Source organism: Acidimangrovimonas sediminis (assembly GCF_002871005.1).
In the GTDB taxonomy this organism is placed as follows: Bacteria; Pseudomonadota; Alphaproteobacteria; order Rhodobacterales; family Rhodobacteraceae; genus Acidimangrovimonas; species Acidimangrovimonas sediminis.
This window is the reverse complement of record NZ_PHSN01000001.1, coordinates 339,299-356,202: the sequence shown is the minus strand read 5'-3', so window position 1 is coordinate 356,202 and position 16,904 is coordinate 339,299. Positions and strand designations below refer to the sequence as shown.

The window sequence follows — 16,904 nt, the reverse complement described above, 5'->3', positions numbered from 1 at the left end:
TGAGCGGACAGGGCGGGTTGCGAGGTGATGTTGAAGGAGCGCGCGATGCGGGGGCTGACGCCCGAAATGCTGCTGCAGGCCTATGCGCTCGGGATCTTCCCGATGGCGGAATCTCGCGATGCGCAGGACCTGCGCTGGATCGACCCGCGGCGTCGGGGGATCCTGCCGCTTGAGGCGTTCCACATCTCGCGCTCGCTCCGCCGCCGGATCCTGCGCCGCCCCTTCCGGATCACCACCGACCGCGATCTGCCCGGCGTGCTGGAGGGCTGCGCCGGACGCGACGAGACCTGGATCAACCCCGAAATCGTCCGCCTGACGCTGGCGCTGGCTCGCGCCGGCCATGCCCGCAGCCTCGAGGTGTGGGAGGGCGAGTCGCTGGTCGGCGGGGTCTACGGCGTCACGCTGGGGGCGGCCTTCTTCGGCGAGAGCATGTTCTCGCGCCGCACCGATGCCTCGAAGATCGCGCTGGCCTACCTAACGCACAGGCTACGGGCTGGCGGCTTCACCCTGTTCGACACGCAATTCCTGACCGAGCACCTCGCCAGCCTCGGCGGGATAGAGATCAGCCGCGCCGCCTATCAGGAGCGCCTTGCCGCGGCGCTCGGCCAATCGGCCGATTTCGATGCCGTGGAGGGCGAGCCCGCGCCTCAGGAGGTGGTGCAGTGCAGCAGCCAGACGTCGTAGCGCGGGCTGTCGAGCGGGTCGAGCGCGGGGCTTGAAGCGATCATCCAGCCCTGAAAGATCGGCTTGTCGACCTGGCTGTCGCGGATGATCAGATAGGCATAGGCGTTGGACGCCGGGTCATCGACCGGATAGCGGCACTGGGTCATCTTGATCGTCAGACGGCCCGCCTGTTTCGACTGGCCGTCCTGCAGCGGGATGTCGATCGTCTGGCCCGACACCTTGTCGAGCCAGCGCACCACACCGCCCTTGGCCTGCGCAACCTTCACCGTCTCGTCGCGCGGCCCCTGCTGTGCCGGGCCGGAATTGTTCGTCACATGGCCCAGGCCGCTGCCGTCGCTGACGAAGCCGCCCTGCCCCGAATAATCCTGGCCGGTCCCATTCTGGCCCGCAGAACTCTGACCCACAGCACCCTGGCCCGTCCCGTTCTGACCCGTCCCACCGGTCGCGGTGCCAGCCCCATTCCCCAGCCCTTGACCAACGCCGGGAACGGCCTGCGCCTGCGTGCCCTGATCTCCCTGGGAACCCTGGCTTCCCTGGGCTCCCTGGCCGTCGATCGCCTGGTCGAGCGCGCTGCCGACCGCCTGATTGATCGCGCTACCGGTTTCCGGGCTGACCGCCTGCGACCCCGACGGGCCCGCCGACTGGCCCGGCGCCTGCCCATCCAGCTGGCCGCTACCCTGATCGCCCGTCTGCTGCCCAGATTGCTGGCCTGATTGCTGGCCGATGGTCATGCCGTCGGTGCTTGGCCCCCGGCCCGGGAACGGCAGCGGCGCGCCGATGCCCTGGTCGCCGGGCTGCGGGCCGCCGTTCGAATAGGTCTGCGAAACCGCCTGCCCCGCCGCGCCGAGGATCAGCGCGACCATCAGGCCCCCGAGCAGCCCCCAGCGCGCGGCCGTCCCGCCGCCAAGGCTCATTTCGAGGCCCCTCCGCTCGCCGTCCCGTCGCTGCCGCCAACGCTGCCGCCACCCAGGCTGGCCGGGTCGTCCGATCCGGCCCCGGCCTTCGCCCCGCCCGAGCTGGAACCGGAGGAATCTCCGCCCACGAACTTCATCAGCAGCGAGATCAGGCTGACCGAGCCCTGGGTGTCGGTGATCTCGCCCCCCGGCTTGAGGTTGTCGAGCGACCCGCCGGGCACGATCTCGACATAGCTGCCGCCGAGAAGACCGTCCTGCGAGATCAGGATAGCACTGTCGGTGGGCAGCACGATTCCCTTGTTCATCTGGATCGTGGTGTCGGCACGGTAGGTCTTGGGATCGAGCGTGATCGAGGTGATCCGCCCGACCTTGACCCCCGCCAGCTTGACGTCGGCGCCGGGGCTGATCCCCTCGATCGACCGGAACGAGGCATGCAGGTCATAGCCGCCGCCCGTGGTCTGGGTCAGCCCGGTCGCCCCGGCCGCATAGACCAGGAAGGCGATGGCGATGGCCAGCACGGCGCCGCCCGCGAAGATCTCGGTGGTGTTCTCGGATGCCATGCCTCTGTTCCGCTTATTCCGGCTGCCAGGCCTCGTAGTCGCTGCGCTCGACCGGCTTCAGCCGGCGCAACGAGCCCGCCGGGGCATAGGCCATCGGCGTCCCGGTCAGGTTTTCCTGGTGGGGTTTTTCCCACGGCTTGTGCGCCAGCGGCGCCTCGGTCGGCGGCTGGTCCCAGGTGAAATGCAGCCAGCCGTGCCATTCCGGCGACACGCGGCTTGCCTCGATGTCGCCATTGTAGATCACCCAGCGGCGCTTGCCGTCCGGGGTCTGGAAGAAGGTGTTGCCCTCGGCATCCTCGCCCACCTTCTGGCCCCGGCGCCAGGTGAAAAGCTGGGTCCCGATCGTCTGGCTGTTCCACCAGGTGAGCGTGCGCTTGAGGAAGTCCATCTGATCCCTCCGGAAGGTTTCTTCCCATATGGACCAACCCGGCCCCGAGGTCCAGTACCCCGGCCCCGCGCCGCGGGGCTTTCCGCTGCCCGGCCCGCACCTCCACCGCTCCTCCTCCGTCACCGGGTGCCGCCCCCCCCTCCCTTTCATTGTTCTCCAAATACGCAGCCCGCCATCTGCGCGGCGCGGCCCGCCGCCCCCTTCCCTTCACGAAGCTTTGCGCCTATAGGGGCCAGCGAACCAAGGAGCCCGCGATGAGTACCCAAGGCAGCGCCAACCTGAACCTGATGATCAAGGCCGCCCGCAAGGCCGCCCGCTCGCTGGTCAAGGACTTCCGCGAGGTCGAGAACCTTCAGGTCTCGACCAAGGGGCCAGGCGATTTCGTCAGCCGCGCCGACATCGCCGCCGAGAAGATCATTCGCGACGAATTGATGGGCGGCCGTCCGACCTACGGCTGGGTCGGCGAGGAAAGCGCCGCGGTGGAGGGCGAGGATCCGACCCGCCGCTGGATCGTCGATCCGCTCGACGGCACCACCAACTTCCTGCACGGCCTGCCGCACTGGGCGATCTCGATCGCGCTCGAGCACAAGGGCGAGATCGTCTCTGGCGTGATCTACGACGCCGCCAAGGACGAGCTGTTCTGGGCCGAGAAGGGCGCCGGCGCCTGGATGAACGACCAGCGGCTGCGGGTCTCGGGCCGGCGCAGCATGATAGAATGCATCTTCGCCACCGGCGTGCCCTTCGGCGGCCGCGGCACCCTGCCCGCCACGCTCAAGGATCTCGCCAAGCTGATGCCTGTCTGTGCCGGCGTGCGCCGCTGGGGCGCGGCCTCGCTCGACCTCGCCTATGTCGCGGCCGGGCGCTACGACGGCTACTGGGAACGCGGGCTGAACACGTGGGACATCGCCGCGGGCCTCCTCCTCGTGCGCGAGGCCGGCGGCATGGTCGGCCCGATCCGCGAGGGCGACTCCATCCTAGACAAGGGCGCGATGATCGCGGCCAACACGCAGGTCTTCGACCCTCTGGCGAAGGCGCTGCGCGAGGCCTGAGGGCTGCTCCGGCGGGCCGCTCCCTTCGACTTACAGGAACATCTCGGATCACAAAGGAAAGGGCCGGCACCCGAAGCGCCGGCCCTTTCGCTTTCTGCTTTCCGAGATTCGGGGGCCGTCGGCCCCCGCCCCTCAGCCAGAGACGCCGCGGATCTTCTCCGACCGGCGGCGGAACAGCTCGAGGCTGCCCAACAGCACGACGGCCAGCAGCAGGATCAGCGAGGCCACGGCCAGGATCGTCGGGTCGATCGTGTAGCGCAGGTTCGTCCACATCTGCAGCGGCAGGGTCTTCTGATCCGGCCCCGCGATGAACAGCACGATCACCACTTCGTCGAACGAGGTCATGAAGGCGAAGAGCGCGCCCGAGATGATCCCCGGCAGCACCAGCGGCATCACCACCTTGAAGAACGCCGTGCGGGGAGACGCCCCGAGCGACAGCGCCGCGCGGTAGTATTGCGGCGACAGCCCCTCCAGCGTCGCGGTGACGGTGATCACAACGAAGGGCGTGCCCAGGATCGCGTGGGCGATGATCACGCCCACGTAGCTGTCGACGATGTGCAGGTACGAGAAGTAGAAGAACAGCGCTGTCGCGGTGATGATCAGCGGCACGATCATCGGCAGCACCAAGAGCGAGGTGATCAGCGTCTTGAACGGCATCCCCGGCCGGGTCAGCCCCAGCGCCGCCAGCGTGCCCAGCACCGTCGCGATCAGCGTCGCGACCGGCGCCACGATGAAGCTGTTCTTAAGCGCCAGAAGCCACTGCGGATCTGTGAAGAAATTCGCGTACCATTGCAGCGAATATGCCGAGGGCTGAAGTTCCAGCATCCCCTTGGTGAAGGTGAAGTACGGTGTCGCGTTGAACGACAACGGGATGATCACCAGAAGCGGCACCACGAGGAAGAACAGCACCACGATGCCGTAGAAGCGGAACAGGTAGAACCAGCCGTGTTCCGCCGGGCTGAGGTATCCGGGAAGTTTCTTCGGTTTCATCCGATGGTCACCTTTCCCTTGCCGGTGATCATGCCGTAGAGCAGGAACAGGATCAGCGTCACCGCAGTCAGGATCGTGCCGAGCGCGGCCGCAAGGCCCCAGTTCAGCGATTGCTGCACGTTGTAGGCGATCCGGTTCGAGATGAACTGCCCGCTCTGGCCGCCCACGAGTTCCGGCGTAATGTAGTAGCCGATCGACAGGATGAAGACGAGCAGAACCCCCGCCCCGATGCCCGACACGGTGAGCGGCGCGAAGACCCGCCAGAAGGCGCGCCACGGATGCGCCCCCATCGAGATCGCCGCCCGCATGTAGCTGTCAGGGATCGACTTCATCGTCGAATAGAGCGGCAGCACCATGAACGGCAACAGAACCTGCGTCATGACGATGATCGTGCCCAACTCGTTGTTGATCAGCTGCGGCCTGTTTGCGTCGGATACCGCGCCCGACCCCACGAGGATGGAGTTCACCACCCCGTGCGATTGCAACAGCACGATCCACGAGGTGATCCTGACCAGAAGCGACGTCCAGAACGGCAGAAGCACCGCGATCATCATCAGGTTGGCCTTGTTGTCCGGCATGCGCGAGATCCAGTAGGCCAGCGGATAGCCCAGAAGCAGCGTCAGCACGGTGATCAGCGTCGACATCCAGGCGGTGCGGATGAACAGCTTGACGTAGATCCGCTGATAGGGCGGCACGGCCTGGATCGACCCGTCCGGCCCGCGTTCCATGTCAACGGCGGCAAGGTAGTAATCCGGGGTCCACGACGCGCTCTGGCGCTTGAGCAGCGTCCAGATCGGCATCTCGCCCCATTTCTTGTCGATCTTGGTCAGTTCGTCCTTCCAGTTGGCCGGCGCCGTCTTCAGTCGGCCGGTCCGAAAGGAGGTCTTGTTGATCAGCCCAAGCGTACCGGGCATCTGTTCGTTGAGGTTCTTGGCGATCACGCCGAACTTGCGCACCTTGAAGGCGGCCTGAAGGTCCTCTGCCACGGCGGCATAGGCCTTCTCGGGCGGCAATTCCTTGCCGTCCCAGGTGGACAGCGCGCTGACTGTCTTGGGCATGTATTCGGGGATGGTCGTGTTGGCGACGCTCAGCCAGATCATGCCCACCAGCGGCACGAGGAACATCACGGTCACGAAGATCAGAAGCGGAAGGGTCAGCATGAAGGCGCCGCGCCGCTTCTTGGCCTCGGCCTTGCGCAGTCGCGCCTTGAGCGAGGAGGAGCCGGCTTCCGCCGGCCCCCCCGTTGCGGCTGTCACGTCAGCACACATGATCCCGGATCAGCTCGCCAGCCAGGACGAGAAGCGCTCCGAGAGCTGCGGGCCGTAGTTCGACCAGAACGACGCGCTCTTCGCGATCGAACTCTTCAGGTGATCGGGCGACGTGGGCATGTAGTCCATCATCTTGATCTTGTCGTTCTTCGAGAACGTCAGATCCCCCATCTGCGCGAAGGACGACTGGCGCGCGGGCGAGTAGGCGATGTACTTCGCCTGGTCGATCAGCGCCTGAGTCGTGGTCGAGAAGCGCAGGAACCGCTTGGCCTCTTCCAGGCGATCCTTGGGCAGGCCCGCCGGGATCACCCAGCCGTCCCATTCGTAGAGACCGCCGTCCCAGATGAAGCCGAAGGGCTGATTGTCCGAGGCGATCGCGTTGAAGATCCGACCGTTGTAGGCCGAGGCGATCGTCACCTCCTTCTGCGCCAGCATCTGCGGCGGCTGGGCACCCTGGCTCCACCACACGGCGTGCGGCTTCATCTCGTCCAGCTTCTTGAACGCCTTGTCCACGCCTTCCGGGGTGGCCAGGACATCATAGATCTTGTCCTTGTCCACACCGTCGGCATAGAGCGCCCACTCCAGGTTGCCGGCAGGGATCTTTTCCAGACCGCGCTTGCCCGGGAACTTCTCGAAGTCGTAGACGTCCTTGATCGTCTGCGGCGCGCCGTTCGGGAAGGCTTCCTTGTTATAGCCGAACATCGTGTTGTACGAGATCGTCGACACGAAGCCACCCGACTTGTCGTCGCCACCCGAGAGCGAGCCCTTGGTGAAATCTTCCCACGCCGGCTTGCCGTCCGAGCCCTTGTCGAGATCGGTGTTCCAGACGATCTCTTCCAGCATGCCCTGCTCATACAGGCGGTTGGCATCGGCCTGGAGCATGTCGACGATGTCCCAGGAGATGTTGCCCGACTGCTCCTGCGCGGTCAGCAGCGCCGGGCCGTTGCCCGACTTCTCGATGTTGTTGAAGCCGACCTTGTACTTGTCGGTATAGGGCTTCTGGTAGGCCTCGATCTGGCTGGTCTGATAGGCACCGCCCCAGGACACCAGGTTCAGCTTGTCCACGCCGGCGGCAGCGGCACGCTTGGCGCCGATGAGGGTGGCGAGCGATGACAGCGACACCACGCCGGCCGTCGCACCGCCCAGTGCAAGCAGCTCGCGGCGGGAAACGCCGGTGCTCCGGTCTTCGGGATCTTTCGTCATGTAGTGACCTCCAAGTTGGGTGGGGGCGTCTGTCGCCCCCGGTTGAACGCCCGGCCACGACAGCGGGCCGGTTGCACGCGTCTCAAATCAAAGCGCGTCGAGCGCGCGCGCATCCTGCGGGGCCCAGCCGATCTGGATCTTCTCGCCCGGCTTGAGCCGGGCCTGGCCCTGCGTGTTGCGTGACTTGATGACGAATTCATCGGACCCGGCCACCTTGAGCCGGGTGCGGAAGATGTCGCCCATGTAGATGAACTCCAGCACCTCTGCCGGGATCGTCTGGGCGCCTGCGGGCAGCAGCTCGGGCCGGTATTCGACCCGCTCGGGGCGGATCGAGACCACGGTCCTCTGACCCTTCGAGGTGACGTTGACCGCGGTCGCGTCGATCAACTCGCCGCTGTCCAGCCGCACCTTGGCCTTGCCGTCCGAAATCTCTTCGATCGTGCCGGGCAGCTTGTTGTTCTCGCCGATGAACTGCGCGACGAAGCTGTTCTGCGGGCTCTCGTAAAGCTCGTCCGGCGGGGCCAGCTGCTGGATCCGGCCGTCGTCGAACACCGCCACGCGGTCCGACATCGTGAGCGCCTCGCCCTGGTCGTGCGTCACATAGACCACGGTGATGCCCAGGCTTTCATGCAGGTGCTTGATCTCGAACTGCATGTGCTCGCGCAGCTGCTTGTCGAGCGCGCCGAGCGGCTCGTCCATCAGCACCAGCTCCGGCTCGAACACCAGCGCGCGGGCCAGCGCGATCCGCTGTTGCTGACCACCCGAAAGCTGCGACGGGCGGCGGTTGATGAAATCGCCCATCTGCACCATGTCCAGCGCGCGCTTGATCTTGCTCTCGCGCTCCGACTTGGGCAGCGACCGCACTTCCAGCGGGAAGGACAGGTTCTCGCCCACGGTCATGTGCGGAAACAGCGCGTAGTTCTGGAACACCATGCCGATGCCGCGCTTGTGGGGCGGCACCGCGTTGATCGGCTTGCCGGCAAGACGGATGTCGCCCTGCGTCGCCGTCTCGAACCCCGCGAGCATCATCAGGCAGGTCGTCTTGCCCGAGCCCGACGGCCCGAGCATTGTCAGGAACTCGCCCTTGCCGATCTTGAGGTTGAGGTCTTTGACGACAAGGGTCTCACCGTCATAGGTCTTCTGCACGCGGTCGAATTCGACGAAAGCGCCGTTGTGGTCCTGGGTCACCAGGGTCTCCCCATTTGGTCGCGGCACTTTGGCGTGCCTTTCTCGAAACTGTCATGAGACAAGCAAATGCCGCACTGCAATGCAACCGGCTTGTCGCAAAACAAGGCATCGCGCCAAAGATGCGGTAAAAATAGTCAGAATCCGCCGCTCTGGACGGCCAAACCGGCACCGCCCGCGGTTGTTACGGGAAAAACGCCTGCAACGCCGCACCGCAACACGTTCCAGCGCGCGCAACGGTCGCGGGGCACAGAGGCGCCCGTGCGCGCCGCATCGTGCCCGCGTCGCGCCGGCGCCCGCGCCCCTGGTGGCACAGGGGCGCCCCTCTCCCCCGGTCGGCGCGCCGTCAGATCCGGAACACGCCCTGAAGCATGCGCGGCACCAGCGCGGCAAAGCGCAGCGGGGCATCGGTGGCCGCCAGACAGATGCAATCGGGGCCCGGCTCCGCGGTGGGCACATGCTCGATATCCGTCTCGGCCACCTGCACGTCGCCCGGCCCGTAACGCCCGGTGTGATCGCTGAACGCCCCCTGCAGCACAAGCGTCATCTCAAGGCCGTTGTGCCCGTGGTCCGGCACCGCCTTGCCGCCCGGGATCGACAGAAGGCGCACCGACCCCTCCGGACCGTGGCTCAGGATGGTCTGCCGGATCCCGGCGCCCAGGCTCTTCCACCTCGGCGGCCGGTTGCCGAGCTCGGCCATCACCGCCGCGGGATAGGGCGCCACCGGTCGCGGCTCGGGCGCCGCGTCCGGCAGGGTGTCGAGCGCGGCCAGCGTACGCGCGCGCAGCTCGGTCATATCCGCCCCGTCGCCGGTGGGCGCCGGCAGCGTCTCGAGCGCGATGCCGCCCACGGCCTCGAACGCCTCGGCCGCGGCACGGCACGTGTCGCACAGCGACAGGTGCGCTGCCACCACCACCGAAAAGGCATGCGGCAGCGCGCCCGTGACATAGGCCTGGACCATCTCCTCCGGGATGTGATGCGTCACCTGCGGCATCATCAGCGAAGTTCCTTCAGTTCATGGCGCAGCCGCTCCAGCCCGAGCCGGATGCGCGACTTGATCGTTCCCATCGGCAGCCCCGTGCGCTGCCGGATCTCGGCATGCGTCAGGTCGCCGAGAAAGCTCTGCTCGATCACCGCGCGCTGCTCCTCCGAGAGCTTGGCGAGCGCCGCGCGCAGGTGACCCGTCTCCTGCCCGAGGGCAAGCGCCTGCTGGGCGTCGTCCTCGCGGTCCTCGACCCCCATCTCCACCGCGTCGGGCAGCGGCCGGCGGTTGCGACGGAAATGGTCGATCTGGCGGTTGCGGGCGATGCGGTAGATCCAGGCCGAGGCCTGCGCCCGCCCGGCATCGAACTGGCCTGCCTTCTGCCAGGCGGTCAGCATGACCTCCTGCACCAGATCCTCAGCCTGCGCGCGCGGTAGACCCGCGCGCAGCATCATCGCGGTCAGCCGCGGGGCGAAATGGTCGAACAGCCGCCCGAAGGCGACCCGGTCGCGATCGTCGCGCACCGCGATCAGCCAGATCGTCGGGGCCGAAAGCTCTCCGCCCCCGTCCTGCATCTCCGGCGTCATCCGTCCGGTCTGCCTTTCCGCCCTGCGTCCCCGGGCGAGGCGTCCGGCCAGAGCCGGCGCCGCCGCCACCGCGGGGCCAAAGTTCGTTTCCTGTTCGCTCTCAACCAGCATAGCCAGTCTACGCCCGGGGAAAAGATCCGGATCACACCGGTGCGCAAAAACCTTGCCGGGGCCGGTGCCGGGCACGTCGACCTGGCGTGCGTGCGGGAAAGAGAGGGCGGGCCGGCGGGGGCGCTGCCCCCTGCACCCCCCGGGATATTTGAGAGCAGAAAGGGGGGCCTGGGGGGTGTCGAAGTGCCCGACGGGGCCGCGCGGGGACCGGCGCTAGGCCAGTTGCTTGCGGAAGGTCAGCGAGGTCGGGCGGTCGAAGCCGGGATGCGCCGTCTCGCCCGCCAGTTCGAACCCCATCGAGGCGAAGGCCGCGTGGTTCTCGACCAGTTCGATGCGCGATTGCAGTTCCAGCAGCGGCAGGCCGAGCGCCTGCGCCCTGCCCTGTGCCGCCTCGACCAGGCGGCGGGCGAGGCCGCGGCCGCGGTGGCTGGTCGCCACCGTCAGCTTGCCGATGTAGAGCGCCCCCTCGCGCGGGGTCAGGAAGACGCAGGCGACGGGGTGGTTGTCCTCCTCCAGCACCCAGACCTCACCGGTCTCGGCCTGGGCCTCGATCGCCGCGGCGTCGAGGTCGTGCATCGAGGAAGGCGGGTCGATCCGCCCCTCCATATAGGCGAAATTGGTCTGGATCAGGCGCACCAGCGCCTGCCAGTCATAGGGCGCGGTGGCGCGCCTCGGGGTCATCTTCGCGGCAGGTCGTCGGATATAGGTAGCCATGGCAGATGTTCGTCCCAATGGACGTGTTCCTCGGGTGTGAACGCCAGCGGATCGTCGAGACTCGCGGCGTAGAAGTGGATCTCGCCGGGCCATTGCTCGGCGCGGTAGGCCATCGGCGTGCCACAGGTGGCGCAGAACATCCTCTGCACGCCGGGTGTCGAGACGTAGACCGCGGGGGCCGTGCCGGTCCAGCGCCAGCGCCCGTCGGCCACGCCGAAATAACTCGTGACCGGCGCCGAACAATTGCGCCGGCAGCTTTCGCAATGGCAATGGGCCTGCCACAAGGGCGTTCCATCGAACTCGAAGCGGACGGCGCCGCACAGGCAGTGCCCGTCCGTCACCAGTTTCTCCGCCCCGATGGCCCCGAACCGCGCGCTTGCGGACCGGGGCGCGATGTAACGTCGGGCATGCCTCTCTCCGTTCGCGTGAACGGCATTAGGCGCGCGGGCGCGCACCGGGTCAAGCGCTACATTGCGCTCTTGCGAGAAGATCCAACATCTTGTGGATAACCGCCGAAGCCCGCCCAGATCATGGGTTCTCTGTTGACTCGACTGGCGCGGATCCAGACCATGGCAAGATCGCGGGAATCAACCGAAAGGCCCCCCCTTGCGCTTTACCAGGCTGCGACTGAACGGCTTCAAGAGCTTCGTCGACCCGACCGACCTGATCATCCACGACGGGTTGACCGGCGTGGTGGGGCCGAACGGCTGCGGCAAGTCGAACCTGCTCGAGGCGCTGCGCTGGGTGATGGGCGAGAACCGCCCGACCGCGATGCGCGGCGGCGGGATGGAGGACGTGATCTTCGCCGGCGCCTCCTCGCGGCCCGCCCGGAACTTTGCCGAGGTCACGCTGACCATCGACAACCAGGAGCGGCTGGCGCCCTCGGGCTTCAACGACCAGGACCAGATCGAGATCATCCGCCGGATCACCCGCGACGCGGGCTCCGCCTACCGCGCGAACACCAGGGAGGTGCGCGCGCGCGACGTACAGATGCTGTTCGCCGATGCCTCGACCGGCGCGCATTCGCCCGCACTGGTGCGGCAGGGCCAGATTTCCGAGCTGATCAACGCCAAGCCCAAGAACCGCCGCCGGATCCTCGAGGAAGCCGCCGGAATCTCGGGCCTCTACCAGCGCCGGCACGAGGCCGAGCTGCGCCTTTCGGCGACCGAGACCAACCTTGCCCGGGTCGAGGACGTGGTGGAGCAGCTGGCAAGCCAGATCTCCACCCTTGCCCGCCAGGCCCGCCAGGCCGCCCGCTATCGTGAGATCGGCGAGGAATTGCGCAAGACCGAGGGGACCCTTCTCTACCGCCGCTGGAAGGAGGCCGAGGAGGCCCGCCTTGCCGCCGACCGCGCCCTGACGGAGACGACGCGGCTGGCCGCGCAGGCCGAGGGCGCCGCGCGCGGCGCCTCCAGGGCCCGGGCCGAGGCCGAGGACGGCCTGCCCGCCAAGCGCGAGGAAGAGGCGATCGCCGCCGCCGTCGTGCAGCGCATGAGTGTTCAGCGCGACGCGCTGAACGACGAGGAGGCGCGCGCGCGCCAGCAGATCGCCACCCTCACCGCACGGATCGAACAGCTTGGCCGCGACATGGAGCGCGAGGGCGGGCTGAACCGCGATGCGGGCGAGACGATCGAGCGGCTGGAATGGGAGCAGTCGCAGATCGCAAAGGCGCACGAGGGCCATGACGACCGCCTCGCCGAGGCGGCCGACGCCGCGCGCGAGGCCGCCTCCATCCTGTCGGAGCGCGAGGAGATGCTGGCCGAGCGGACCGAGGACGTGGCCCGCCTCGCCGCACGCCACCAGTCTGCGCAGCGGATGCTGTCGGATGCCCGCACCACAGTCGAGAAGAACGACGCCGAGGCCGCGCGGGCGCGCGACGCCGTGTCCGGCGCCCGCGCGGCGCTTGACCGTGCGTCTGAGGATTACGAAGCGGCCGAGGAGGCCTCGGGCGAGGCCGCCGCCATGGCCGAGGAGGCCGAGGCGCATCTCTCGGAGACCGAGACCGCCCGCGCCGAGGCACAGGGCCGGGAGGCCGACGCCCGCGCTCTGCGCTCCGAGGCCGAGGGCGAGGCAAGCGCGCTGCGCGCCGAGGTGGCCGCGCTGGCCAAGCTGGTCGACCGCGAATCGCACGCGGGCAGCCAGCTCCTCGACCGGGTCACGGTGACGCCGGGCTACGAGGCGGCGCTTGGTGCCGCGCTTTCCGATGATCTGCGCGCAGATGAGGTCGAGGGGGAAGAGGGCTCCGGCTGGGCACTTCTGCCCGGCTACGAGACCGACCAGCCGCTGCCCGAGGGGGTCACGCCGCTGGCCACGCAGGTGACGGTGCCCGAGGTACTGGCCCGACGGATCGCGCAGATCGGCCTGATCGACAAGTCCGACGCGGCACGCCTGCAACCGCTCCTGCAACCGGGGCAGAGGCTGGTGACGAAGGAGGGCGACCTCTGGCGCTGGGACGGCTTCCGCGCGGGGGCCGAGGATGCGCCCTCCGCCGCCGCGCTGCGGCTTCAGCAGCTCAACCGCCTCGTCGCGCTGAAACGCGATCTCGAGGAGGTCTCGGCCCGGGCCCAGGGCGCGCGGCAGGCGCATGAGCTGCTGCAGACCCGGCTGGCGGACCTGACCGAGGCCGATCGCGCCGCGCGCGACGCCCGCCGCCGGGCAGATAGCCAGGTGACCGAGGCGAACCGGGCGCTGTCGCGCGCCGAGGCGGACCGGTCGATCGCCGGGGGCAAGCTGGAATCGGCGGAGCTGTCGGTCAAGCGCTACGAGGAAGAGACGATGGGTGCCCGCGCCCGGCTGAAGGAAGCCGAGCGCGGGGTCGAGGCCTTGCCCGACCTGGACGCCGCCCGCGCCGGGATCGAGGACGTCAAGATGACGGTCGAGGCGGCGCGGATGACGATGATGACCCGCCGTTCCGGCCATGACGAGCTGCGCCGCGAGGGCGAGGCCCGGGTGCGCCGCGGGCAGGAGATCGTCAAGGAGATCTCGGGCTGGAAACTTCGGCTGGAGACGGCCGAGAAACGCTCGGCCGAGCTTGAGGCACGGCGCGAGGACAGCGAGGCGGAGCTGGAGATCGCCGCCGCCCTGCCCGAGGAGATCGACGAGAAACGGGCCGGCCTGACCGAGGATATCGAGCGCGCGGAGGCCCGCCGCAAGACCGCCGCCGACGCGCTTGCCAACGCCGAGACCGCCCTGCGCGAGGCCCAGATCGCCGAACGCGAGGCCGAACGTCTGGCCGGCGAGGCGCGCGAGGCCCGCGCCCGCGCCGAGGCCCGCACCGAGGCCGCGCGCGAAACCGTCGCCGCCGCCGCCGAGCGCATCGAGGAGGAGACCGAGATGACGCCGGCCGCTCTGCTCGCCTCGCTCGGGACCGACCCCGAGAACATGCCCGGCGCCGAAGCGCTGGAGGTCGAGGTCGGCCGCCTGCGCCGTCAGCGCGACTCGCTCGGCGCGGTCAACCTGCGCGCGGAGGAGGACGCCAAGGAGGTCACTGCCGAGCACGACACCCTTGTCAGCGAGAAGGCCGACCTCGAGGAGGCCATCAAGAAGCTGCGCGCCGGGATTGCGGGCCTCAACCGCGAGGGCCGCGAGCGCCTGCTGACCGCCTTCGAACAGGTGAACGGCAATTTCGGCATGCTCTTCACCCATCTCTTCGGCGGCGGCGAGGCGCGTCTGGTGCTGGTCGAAAGCGACGACCCGCTCGAGGCCGGGCTGGAGATCATGTGCCAGCCGCCGGGCAAGAAGCTGTCGACGCTGTCGCTTTTGTCGGGGGGCGAGCAGACGCTGACCGCCATGGCGCTGATCTTCGCGGTCTTCCTTGCGAACCCCGCCCCGATCTGCGTGCTGGACGAGGTCGACGCGCCGCTCGACGACGCCAACGTCACCCGCTTCTGCGACATGCTGGACGAGATGACCCGCCAGACCGACACCCGCTTCCTGATCATCACCCACCACGCCGTGACGATGAGCCGGATGGATCGCCTCTTCGGCGTGACCATGCAGGAACAGGGCGTGTCGCAGCTGGTGTCGGTCGACCTCAAGCGGGCCGAACAGCTGGTGGCCTGACGGCCTCCCTAAGGGCCGCGATCTTGGCGCGCAGGTGCAGCGTCTCGCGCCGCAGCATCCCCTGTGCCTCCATCGCGGCGACCAGCTCGGGGCGGGCCAGCATGATCGTCATGTAGAAATCCGTGATCTCCTCGTCCGTCGCGCCAGTCAGGAAATCGCGCAGAGCGGGCTCGTTGCGGTAGGCTCCCTTGGCAAGGCGATAGTCGAGGCCCGCGACCCAGCGCTCCGGGTCCTGCGCATGGAAGTGCAGCAGGGCGACACCCTCGGAAAACCCCTTCACCGTCAGCCGGTCATCCATCAACTTGGCCGAATGGATCGCCGGCTTGAACGCCTCGAGCCCGGTGCGGAAGAAGCACTTCCCCGCAACATGGCTCAGCATCCCCTTCTGCAGGATCCCGGCATAACGCCCGAAGACAGGCTCCAGCGCGCGGCCTTCCTCGCCCGACCGCGTGGCACGGTGAAAGTAGCGAGAGGAAAAGATGTCGTCGCCAAGCCCCGGGTCGTGCAGCGCCTCGTAGGGTTCGACGCGCAGGTATTCCGTCTCGCATGCGTCGAAGATCTCCTGCAGCGGGCGGTCGAGCACAAGGAATTCATCGACGTCGATATGCGCGATCCAGTCGACCTCCGCCCCCTCCCGGCGGTAGATCCGGCGCAGGTTGGTGACCTGCCGACGCTGATGCGCGTCGGGGCGCTGGTTCTCCGTCCCCTTGCGGTTCGACCAGTAGATGTCGTCGCAGCGGATCACCCGGATGCGGTCGACCCCCAGCGCCTCGACCTTTTCGGCAGCCGGGTCGGCGGGGTCGTCGAAATGCAGCCAGATCCGGTCAGGCCCGAGGGCGAGGTGATGCGCGACGAAGGCCAGCGCCTGTTCCTCCGGCGCCTTGAGGGTGGTGACGATCCCCCAGCGTTCGGCCATCACAGCCGCTCCAGCAGGGCACGGGTGGGCCAGGCGTCGGCGGGCAGGCCCAGGCGCGTCTGCTCGGCCTGCACCGCCTGGCGCGTCTGCCGCCCGAGGATGCCGTCGACCGCGCCAACGTCGTGGCCCCTTGCCGCCAGCTTGCGCTGCAGCGCCTTCATCTCGCCAAGGTTCAGCTGCGGCGCGGGATGGCCCTTGTCGAAAGGCGGCGCGCCCTCAAGCCGGGTCGCGAAATAGGCGGCGGTGGTGACGTAGACGAAGCTCTTGTTCCAGTGAAACAGCACCTCGTAATTCGGGAACACCATGAAGGCCGGGCCCTTCCGCCCCTGCGGCAGCAGGATCGAAGCCGGCAGCCCCGCCCCGGGCAACCGCCCGTCCCGCGCCCGCACCCCCATCGCCGCCCATTGCGCGGGCGTGTAATGATGGTCGAGGCCGGTCTTCGCCCAGTCGAGGCTTGCAGGCACCTTCACCTCCACCAGCCAGGGCTGGTTCGGCCGCCAGCCCAGCATCGACAGCGTATGCGCCGCCGACAGGATCGCATCTGGCGCCGAGGTCTTCAGCGTCACCTTGCCGTCGCCGTCGCCGTCCACCCCGCGCTCGAGGATGTCCTTCGGCAGCATCTGCACCATCCCGATCTCGCCCGCCCAGGCGCCGGTGGTGCGTTGGGGATCGAACTCGCCCTTCTCGTAAAGCGTGATCGCGGCCATCAGCTGGGGCTGAAAAACGTTCGGACGCCGGCAATCATGCGCCAGCGTCACCAGCGCGTTTCGGGTGTTGAACGTGCCCTGCACCGCCCCGTAATCCGTCTCGAACGCCCAGAAGGCCAGCAGGATCCCCTTCGGCACGCCGTAGTCCCGCCGCGCCCGCGCGAAGACCGAAGCATATTTCTTCGCGTTCCGCGCACCGTTCACCAGCCGCGACCGGCTGATCAGCGCGCCCGAAAACTCGGTGAAGGTCTTGCGGAACACCCCCTGCGCCCGGTCGGCGGCCAGTACCTTGGGGTCGATCCGCGCGCCGCGAAAGAACCCCTGCACCGCTGCGCGCGCATGGCCCGCGGCGACCGCCTCGACCTCGAAATTCCTGACGAAAGAGGAAAACGACCCGCCACAGGGCGCAGCGCCCGCCGGCCCCGCCCCCAGGGGCGCCGCCAGCGAGAGGGCAAGAAGGGTAGCGGCGAATTGCGGGCGCATGGGTCACTCCGGTCAGTCCGCGGCCAACTTAGCAGCCAAGACCCCGAACGCAATCTCGGGCACCCGCCCACGCCTCCCGCGCGCCCGCATCCGCGGGGGTT

Annotated in this window: 16 protein-coding genes; 3 read left to right on the top strand and 13 right to left on the bottom strand. The window is 68.2% G+C overall.

Annotated elements, in window-relative coordinates:
- Nucleotides 1-45 precede the first annotated feature (45 nt).
- Entirely contained in the window at nucleotides 46-684 is a 639-nt protein-coding gene (gene aat / locus CVV76_RS01565; protein ID WP_102222846.1) for a leucyl/phenylalanyl-tRNA--protein transferase, read from the top strand.
- Here the strand turns inward: aat and CVV76_RS01560 are convergent.
- Genes CVV76_RS01560 through CVV76_RS01550 form a run of 3 tightly spaced genes read right to left on the bottom strand, consistent with a single transcriptional unit; the run spans nucleotide 648 to nucleotide 2,546 of the window.
- The gene (locus CVV76_RS01560) at nucleotides 648-1,598 is read right to left on the bottom strand and encodes a DUF2155 domain-containing protein (RefSeq protein ID WP_233192662.1); all 951 of its coding nucleotides are present in this window, start codon (nucleotides 1,596-1,598) and stop codon (nucleotides 648-650) included. The genes aat and CVV76_RS01560 overlap by 37 nt on opposite strands.
- Complete coding sequence (mlaD, locus tag CVV76_RS01555; protein ID WP_102222845.1) at nucleotides 1,595-2,158, bottom strand: outer membrane lipid asymmetry maintenance protein MlaD; 564 nt, start codon at nucleotides 2,156-2,158, stop codon at nucleotides 1,595-1,597. Before mlaD ends, CVV76_RS01560 begins: the two co-directional genes overlap by 4 nt.
- A 13-nt stretch (nucleotides 2,159-2,171) precedes the next feature.
- Complete coding sequence (locus tag CVV76_RS01550; RefSeq protein ID WP_102222844.1) at nucleotides 2,172-2,546, bottom strand: NADH:ubiquinone oxidoreductase subunit NDUFA12; 375 nt, start codon at nucleotides 2,544-2,546, stop codon at nucleotides 2,172-2,174.
- 254 nt (nucleotides 2,547-2,800) lie between these two features.
- On the opposite strand from CVV76_RS01550, the gene CVV76_RS01545 reads away from it, so the two are divergent.
- Complete coding sequence (locus tag CVV76_RS01545; RefSeq protein WP_102222843.1) at nucleotides 2,801-3,595, top strand: inositol monophosphatase family protein; 795 nt, start codon at nucleotides 2,801-2,803, stop codon at nucleotides 3,593-3,595.
- Nucleotides 3,596-3,727: 132 nt separating this feature from the next.
- Here CVV76_RS01545 and CVV76_RS01540 read toward each other — a convergent pair whose 3' ends face one another.
- The 8 genes from CVV76_RS01540 to CVV76_RS01505 form a co-directional block, all read right to left on the bottom strand.
- Complete coding sequence (locus CVV76_RS01540; RefSeq protein ID WP_102222842.1) at nucleotides 3,728-4,585, bottom strand: ABC transporter permease; 858 nt, start codon at nucleotides 4,583-4,585, stop codon at nucleotides 3,728-3,730.
- Entirely contained in the window at nucleotides 4,582-5,841 is a 1,260-nt protein-coding gene (locus tag CVV76_RS01535) for an ABC transporter permease (protein ID WP_233192661.1), read from the bottom strand. The genes CVV76_RS01540 and CVV76_RS01535 overlap by 4 nt, the downstream gene beginning before the upstream one ends.
- A 21-nt stretch (nucleotides 5,842-5,862) precedes the next feature.
- Nucleotides 5,863-7,056, bottom strand: a complete 1,194-nt coding sequence (locus CVV76_RS01530; RefSeq protein ID WP_102222840.1) for an extracellular solute-binding protein — start codon at nucleotides 7,054-7,056, stop codon at nucleotides 5,863-5,865.
- 87 nt (nucleotides 7,057-7,143) lie between these two features.
- On the bottom strand, nucleotides 7,144-8,244 hold the full coding sequence (locus tag CVV76_RS01525; RefSeq protein WP_102222839.1) for an ABC transporter ATP-binding protein: 1,101 nt from the start codon (nucleotides 8,242-8,244) through the stop codon (nucleotides 7,144-7,146).
- 343 nt (nucleotides 8,245-8,587) lie between these two features.
- Nucleotides 8,588-9,235: a ChrR family anti-sigma-E factor gene (locus CVV76_RS01520; RefSeq protein ID WP_102222941.1), complete on the bottom strand. Its 648-nt coding sequence runs from the start codon at nucleotides 9,233-9,235 to the stop codon at nucleotides 8,588-8,590.
- Between the two features lie 2 nt (nucleotides 9,236-9,237).
- Nucleotides 9,238-9,810 carry a sigma-70 family RNA polymerase sigma factor gene (locus tag CVV76_RS01515; protein ID WP_102222838.1) on the bottom strand — a complete coding sequence of 191 codons (573 nt, stop codon included), beginning with the start codon at nucleotides 9,808-9,810 and terminating at the stop codon, nucleotides 9,238-9,240.
- A gap of 324 nt (nucleotides 9,811-10,134) precedes the next feature.
- Nucleotides 10,135-10,602, bottom strand: coding sequence for a GNAT family N-acetyltransferase (locus CVV76_RS01510; RefSeq protein WP_102222837.1), 468 nt, complete (start codon nucleotides 10,600-10,602; stop codon nucleotides 10,135-10,137).
- Entirely contained in the window at nucleotides 10,599-10,976 is a 378-nt protein-coding gene (locus CVV76_RS01505) for a GFA family protein (protein ID WP_102222836.1), read from the bottom strand. The genes CVV76_RS01510 and CVV76_RS01505 overlap by 4 nt, the downstream gene beginning before the upstream one ends.
- Nucleotides 10,977-11,241: 265 nt before the next feature.
- On the opposite strand from CVV76_RS01505, the gene smc reads away from it, so the two are divergent.
- Nucleotides 11,242-14,697, top strand: coding sequence for a chromosome segregation protein SMC (smc, locus tag CVV76_RS01500; protein ID WP_102222835.1), 3,456 nt, complete (start codon nucleotides 11,242-11,244; stop codon nucleotides 14,695-14,697).
- Here smc and CVV76_RS01495 read toward each other — a convergent pair.
- Nucleotides 14,669-15,613, bottom strand: coding sequence for a glycosyltransferase family 2 protein (locus tag CVV76_RS01495; RefSeq protein WP_102222834.1), 945 nt, complete (start codon nucleotides 15,611-15,613; stop codon nucleotides 14,669-14,671). The genes smc and CVV76_RS01495 overlap by 29 nt on opposite strands.
- Nucleotides 15,613-16,803 (bottom strand): lytic murein transglycosylase, encoded by a 1,191-nt coding sequence (locus CVV76_RS01490; protein ID WP_102222833.1) that lies wholly within the window; start codon nucleotides 16,801-16,803, stop codon nucleotides 15,613-15,615. The genes CVV76_RS01495 and CVV76_RS01490 overlap by 1 nt, the downstream gene beginning before the upstream one ends.
- Nucleotides 16,804-16,904: the final 101 nt, after the last annotated feature.

Coding starts and splice junctions, on each gene's coding strand:
- CVV76_RS01545 (WP_102222843.1), top strand. CDS start 2,801: ATGAGTACCCAAGGCAGCGCCAACCTGAACCTGATGATCAAGGCCGCC.
- CVV76_RS01490 (WP_102222833.1), bottom strand. CDS start 16,803: ATGCGCCCGCAATTCGCCGCTACCCTTCTTGCCCTCTCGCTGGCGGCG.
- CVV76_RS01495 (WP_102222834.1), bottom strand. CDS start 15,613: ATGGCCGAACGCTGGGGGATCGTCACCACCCTCAAGGCGCCGGAGGAA.
- CVV76_RS01540 (WP_102222842.1), bottom strand. CDS start 4,585: ATGAAACCGAAGAAACTTCCCGGATACCTCAGCCCGGCGGAACACGGC.
- CVV76_RS01560 (WP_233192662.1), bottom strand. CDS start 1,598: ATGAGCCTTGGCGGCGGGACGGCCGCGCGCTGGGGGCTGCTCGGGGGC.
- CVV76_RS01510 (WP_102222837.1), bottom strand. CDS start 10,602: ATGACCCCGAGGCGCGCCACCGCGCCCTATGACTGGCAGGCGCTGGTG.
- CVV76_RS01520 (WP_102222941.1), bottom strand. CDS start 9,235: ATGCCGCAGGTGACGCATCACATCCCGGAGGAGATGGTCCAGGCCTAT.
- mlaD (WP_102222845.1), bottom strand. CDS start 2,158: ATGGCATCCGAGAACACCACCGAGATCTTCGCGGGCGGCGCCGTGCTG.
- CVV76_RS01515 (WP_102222838.1), bottom strand. CDS start 9,810: ATGACGCCGGAGATGCAGGACGGGGGCGGAGAGCTTTCGGCCCCGACG.
- CVV76_RS01550 (WP_102222844.1), bottom strand. CDS start 2,546: ATGGACTTCCTCAAGCGCACGCTCACCTGGTGGAACAGCCAGACGATC.
- CVV76_RS01530 (WP_102222840.1), bottom strand. CDS start 7,056: ATGACGAAAGATCCCGAAGACCGGAGCACCGGCGTTTCCCGCCGCGAG.
- aat (WP_102222846.1), top strand. CDS start 46: ATGCGGGGGCTGACGCCCGAAATGCTGCTGCAGGCCTATGCGCTCGGG.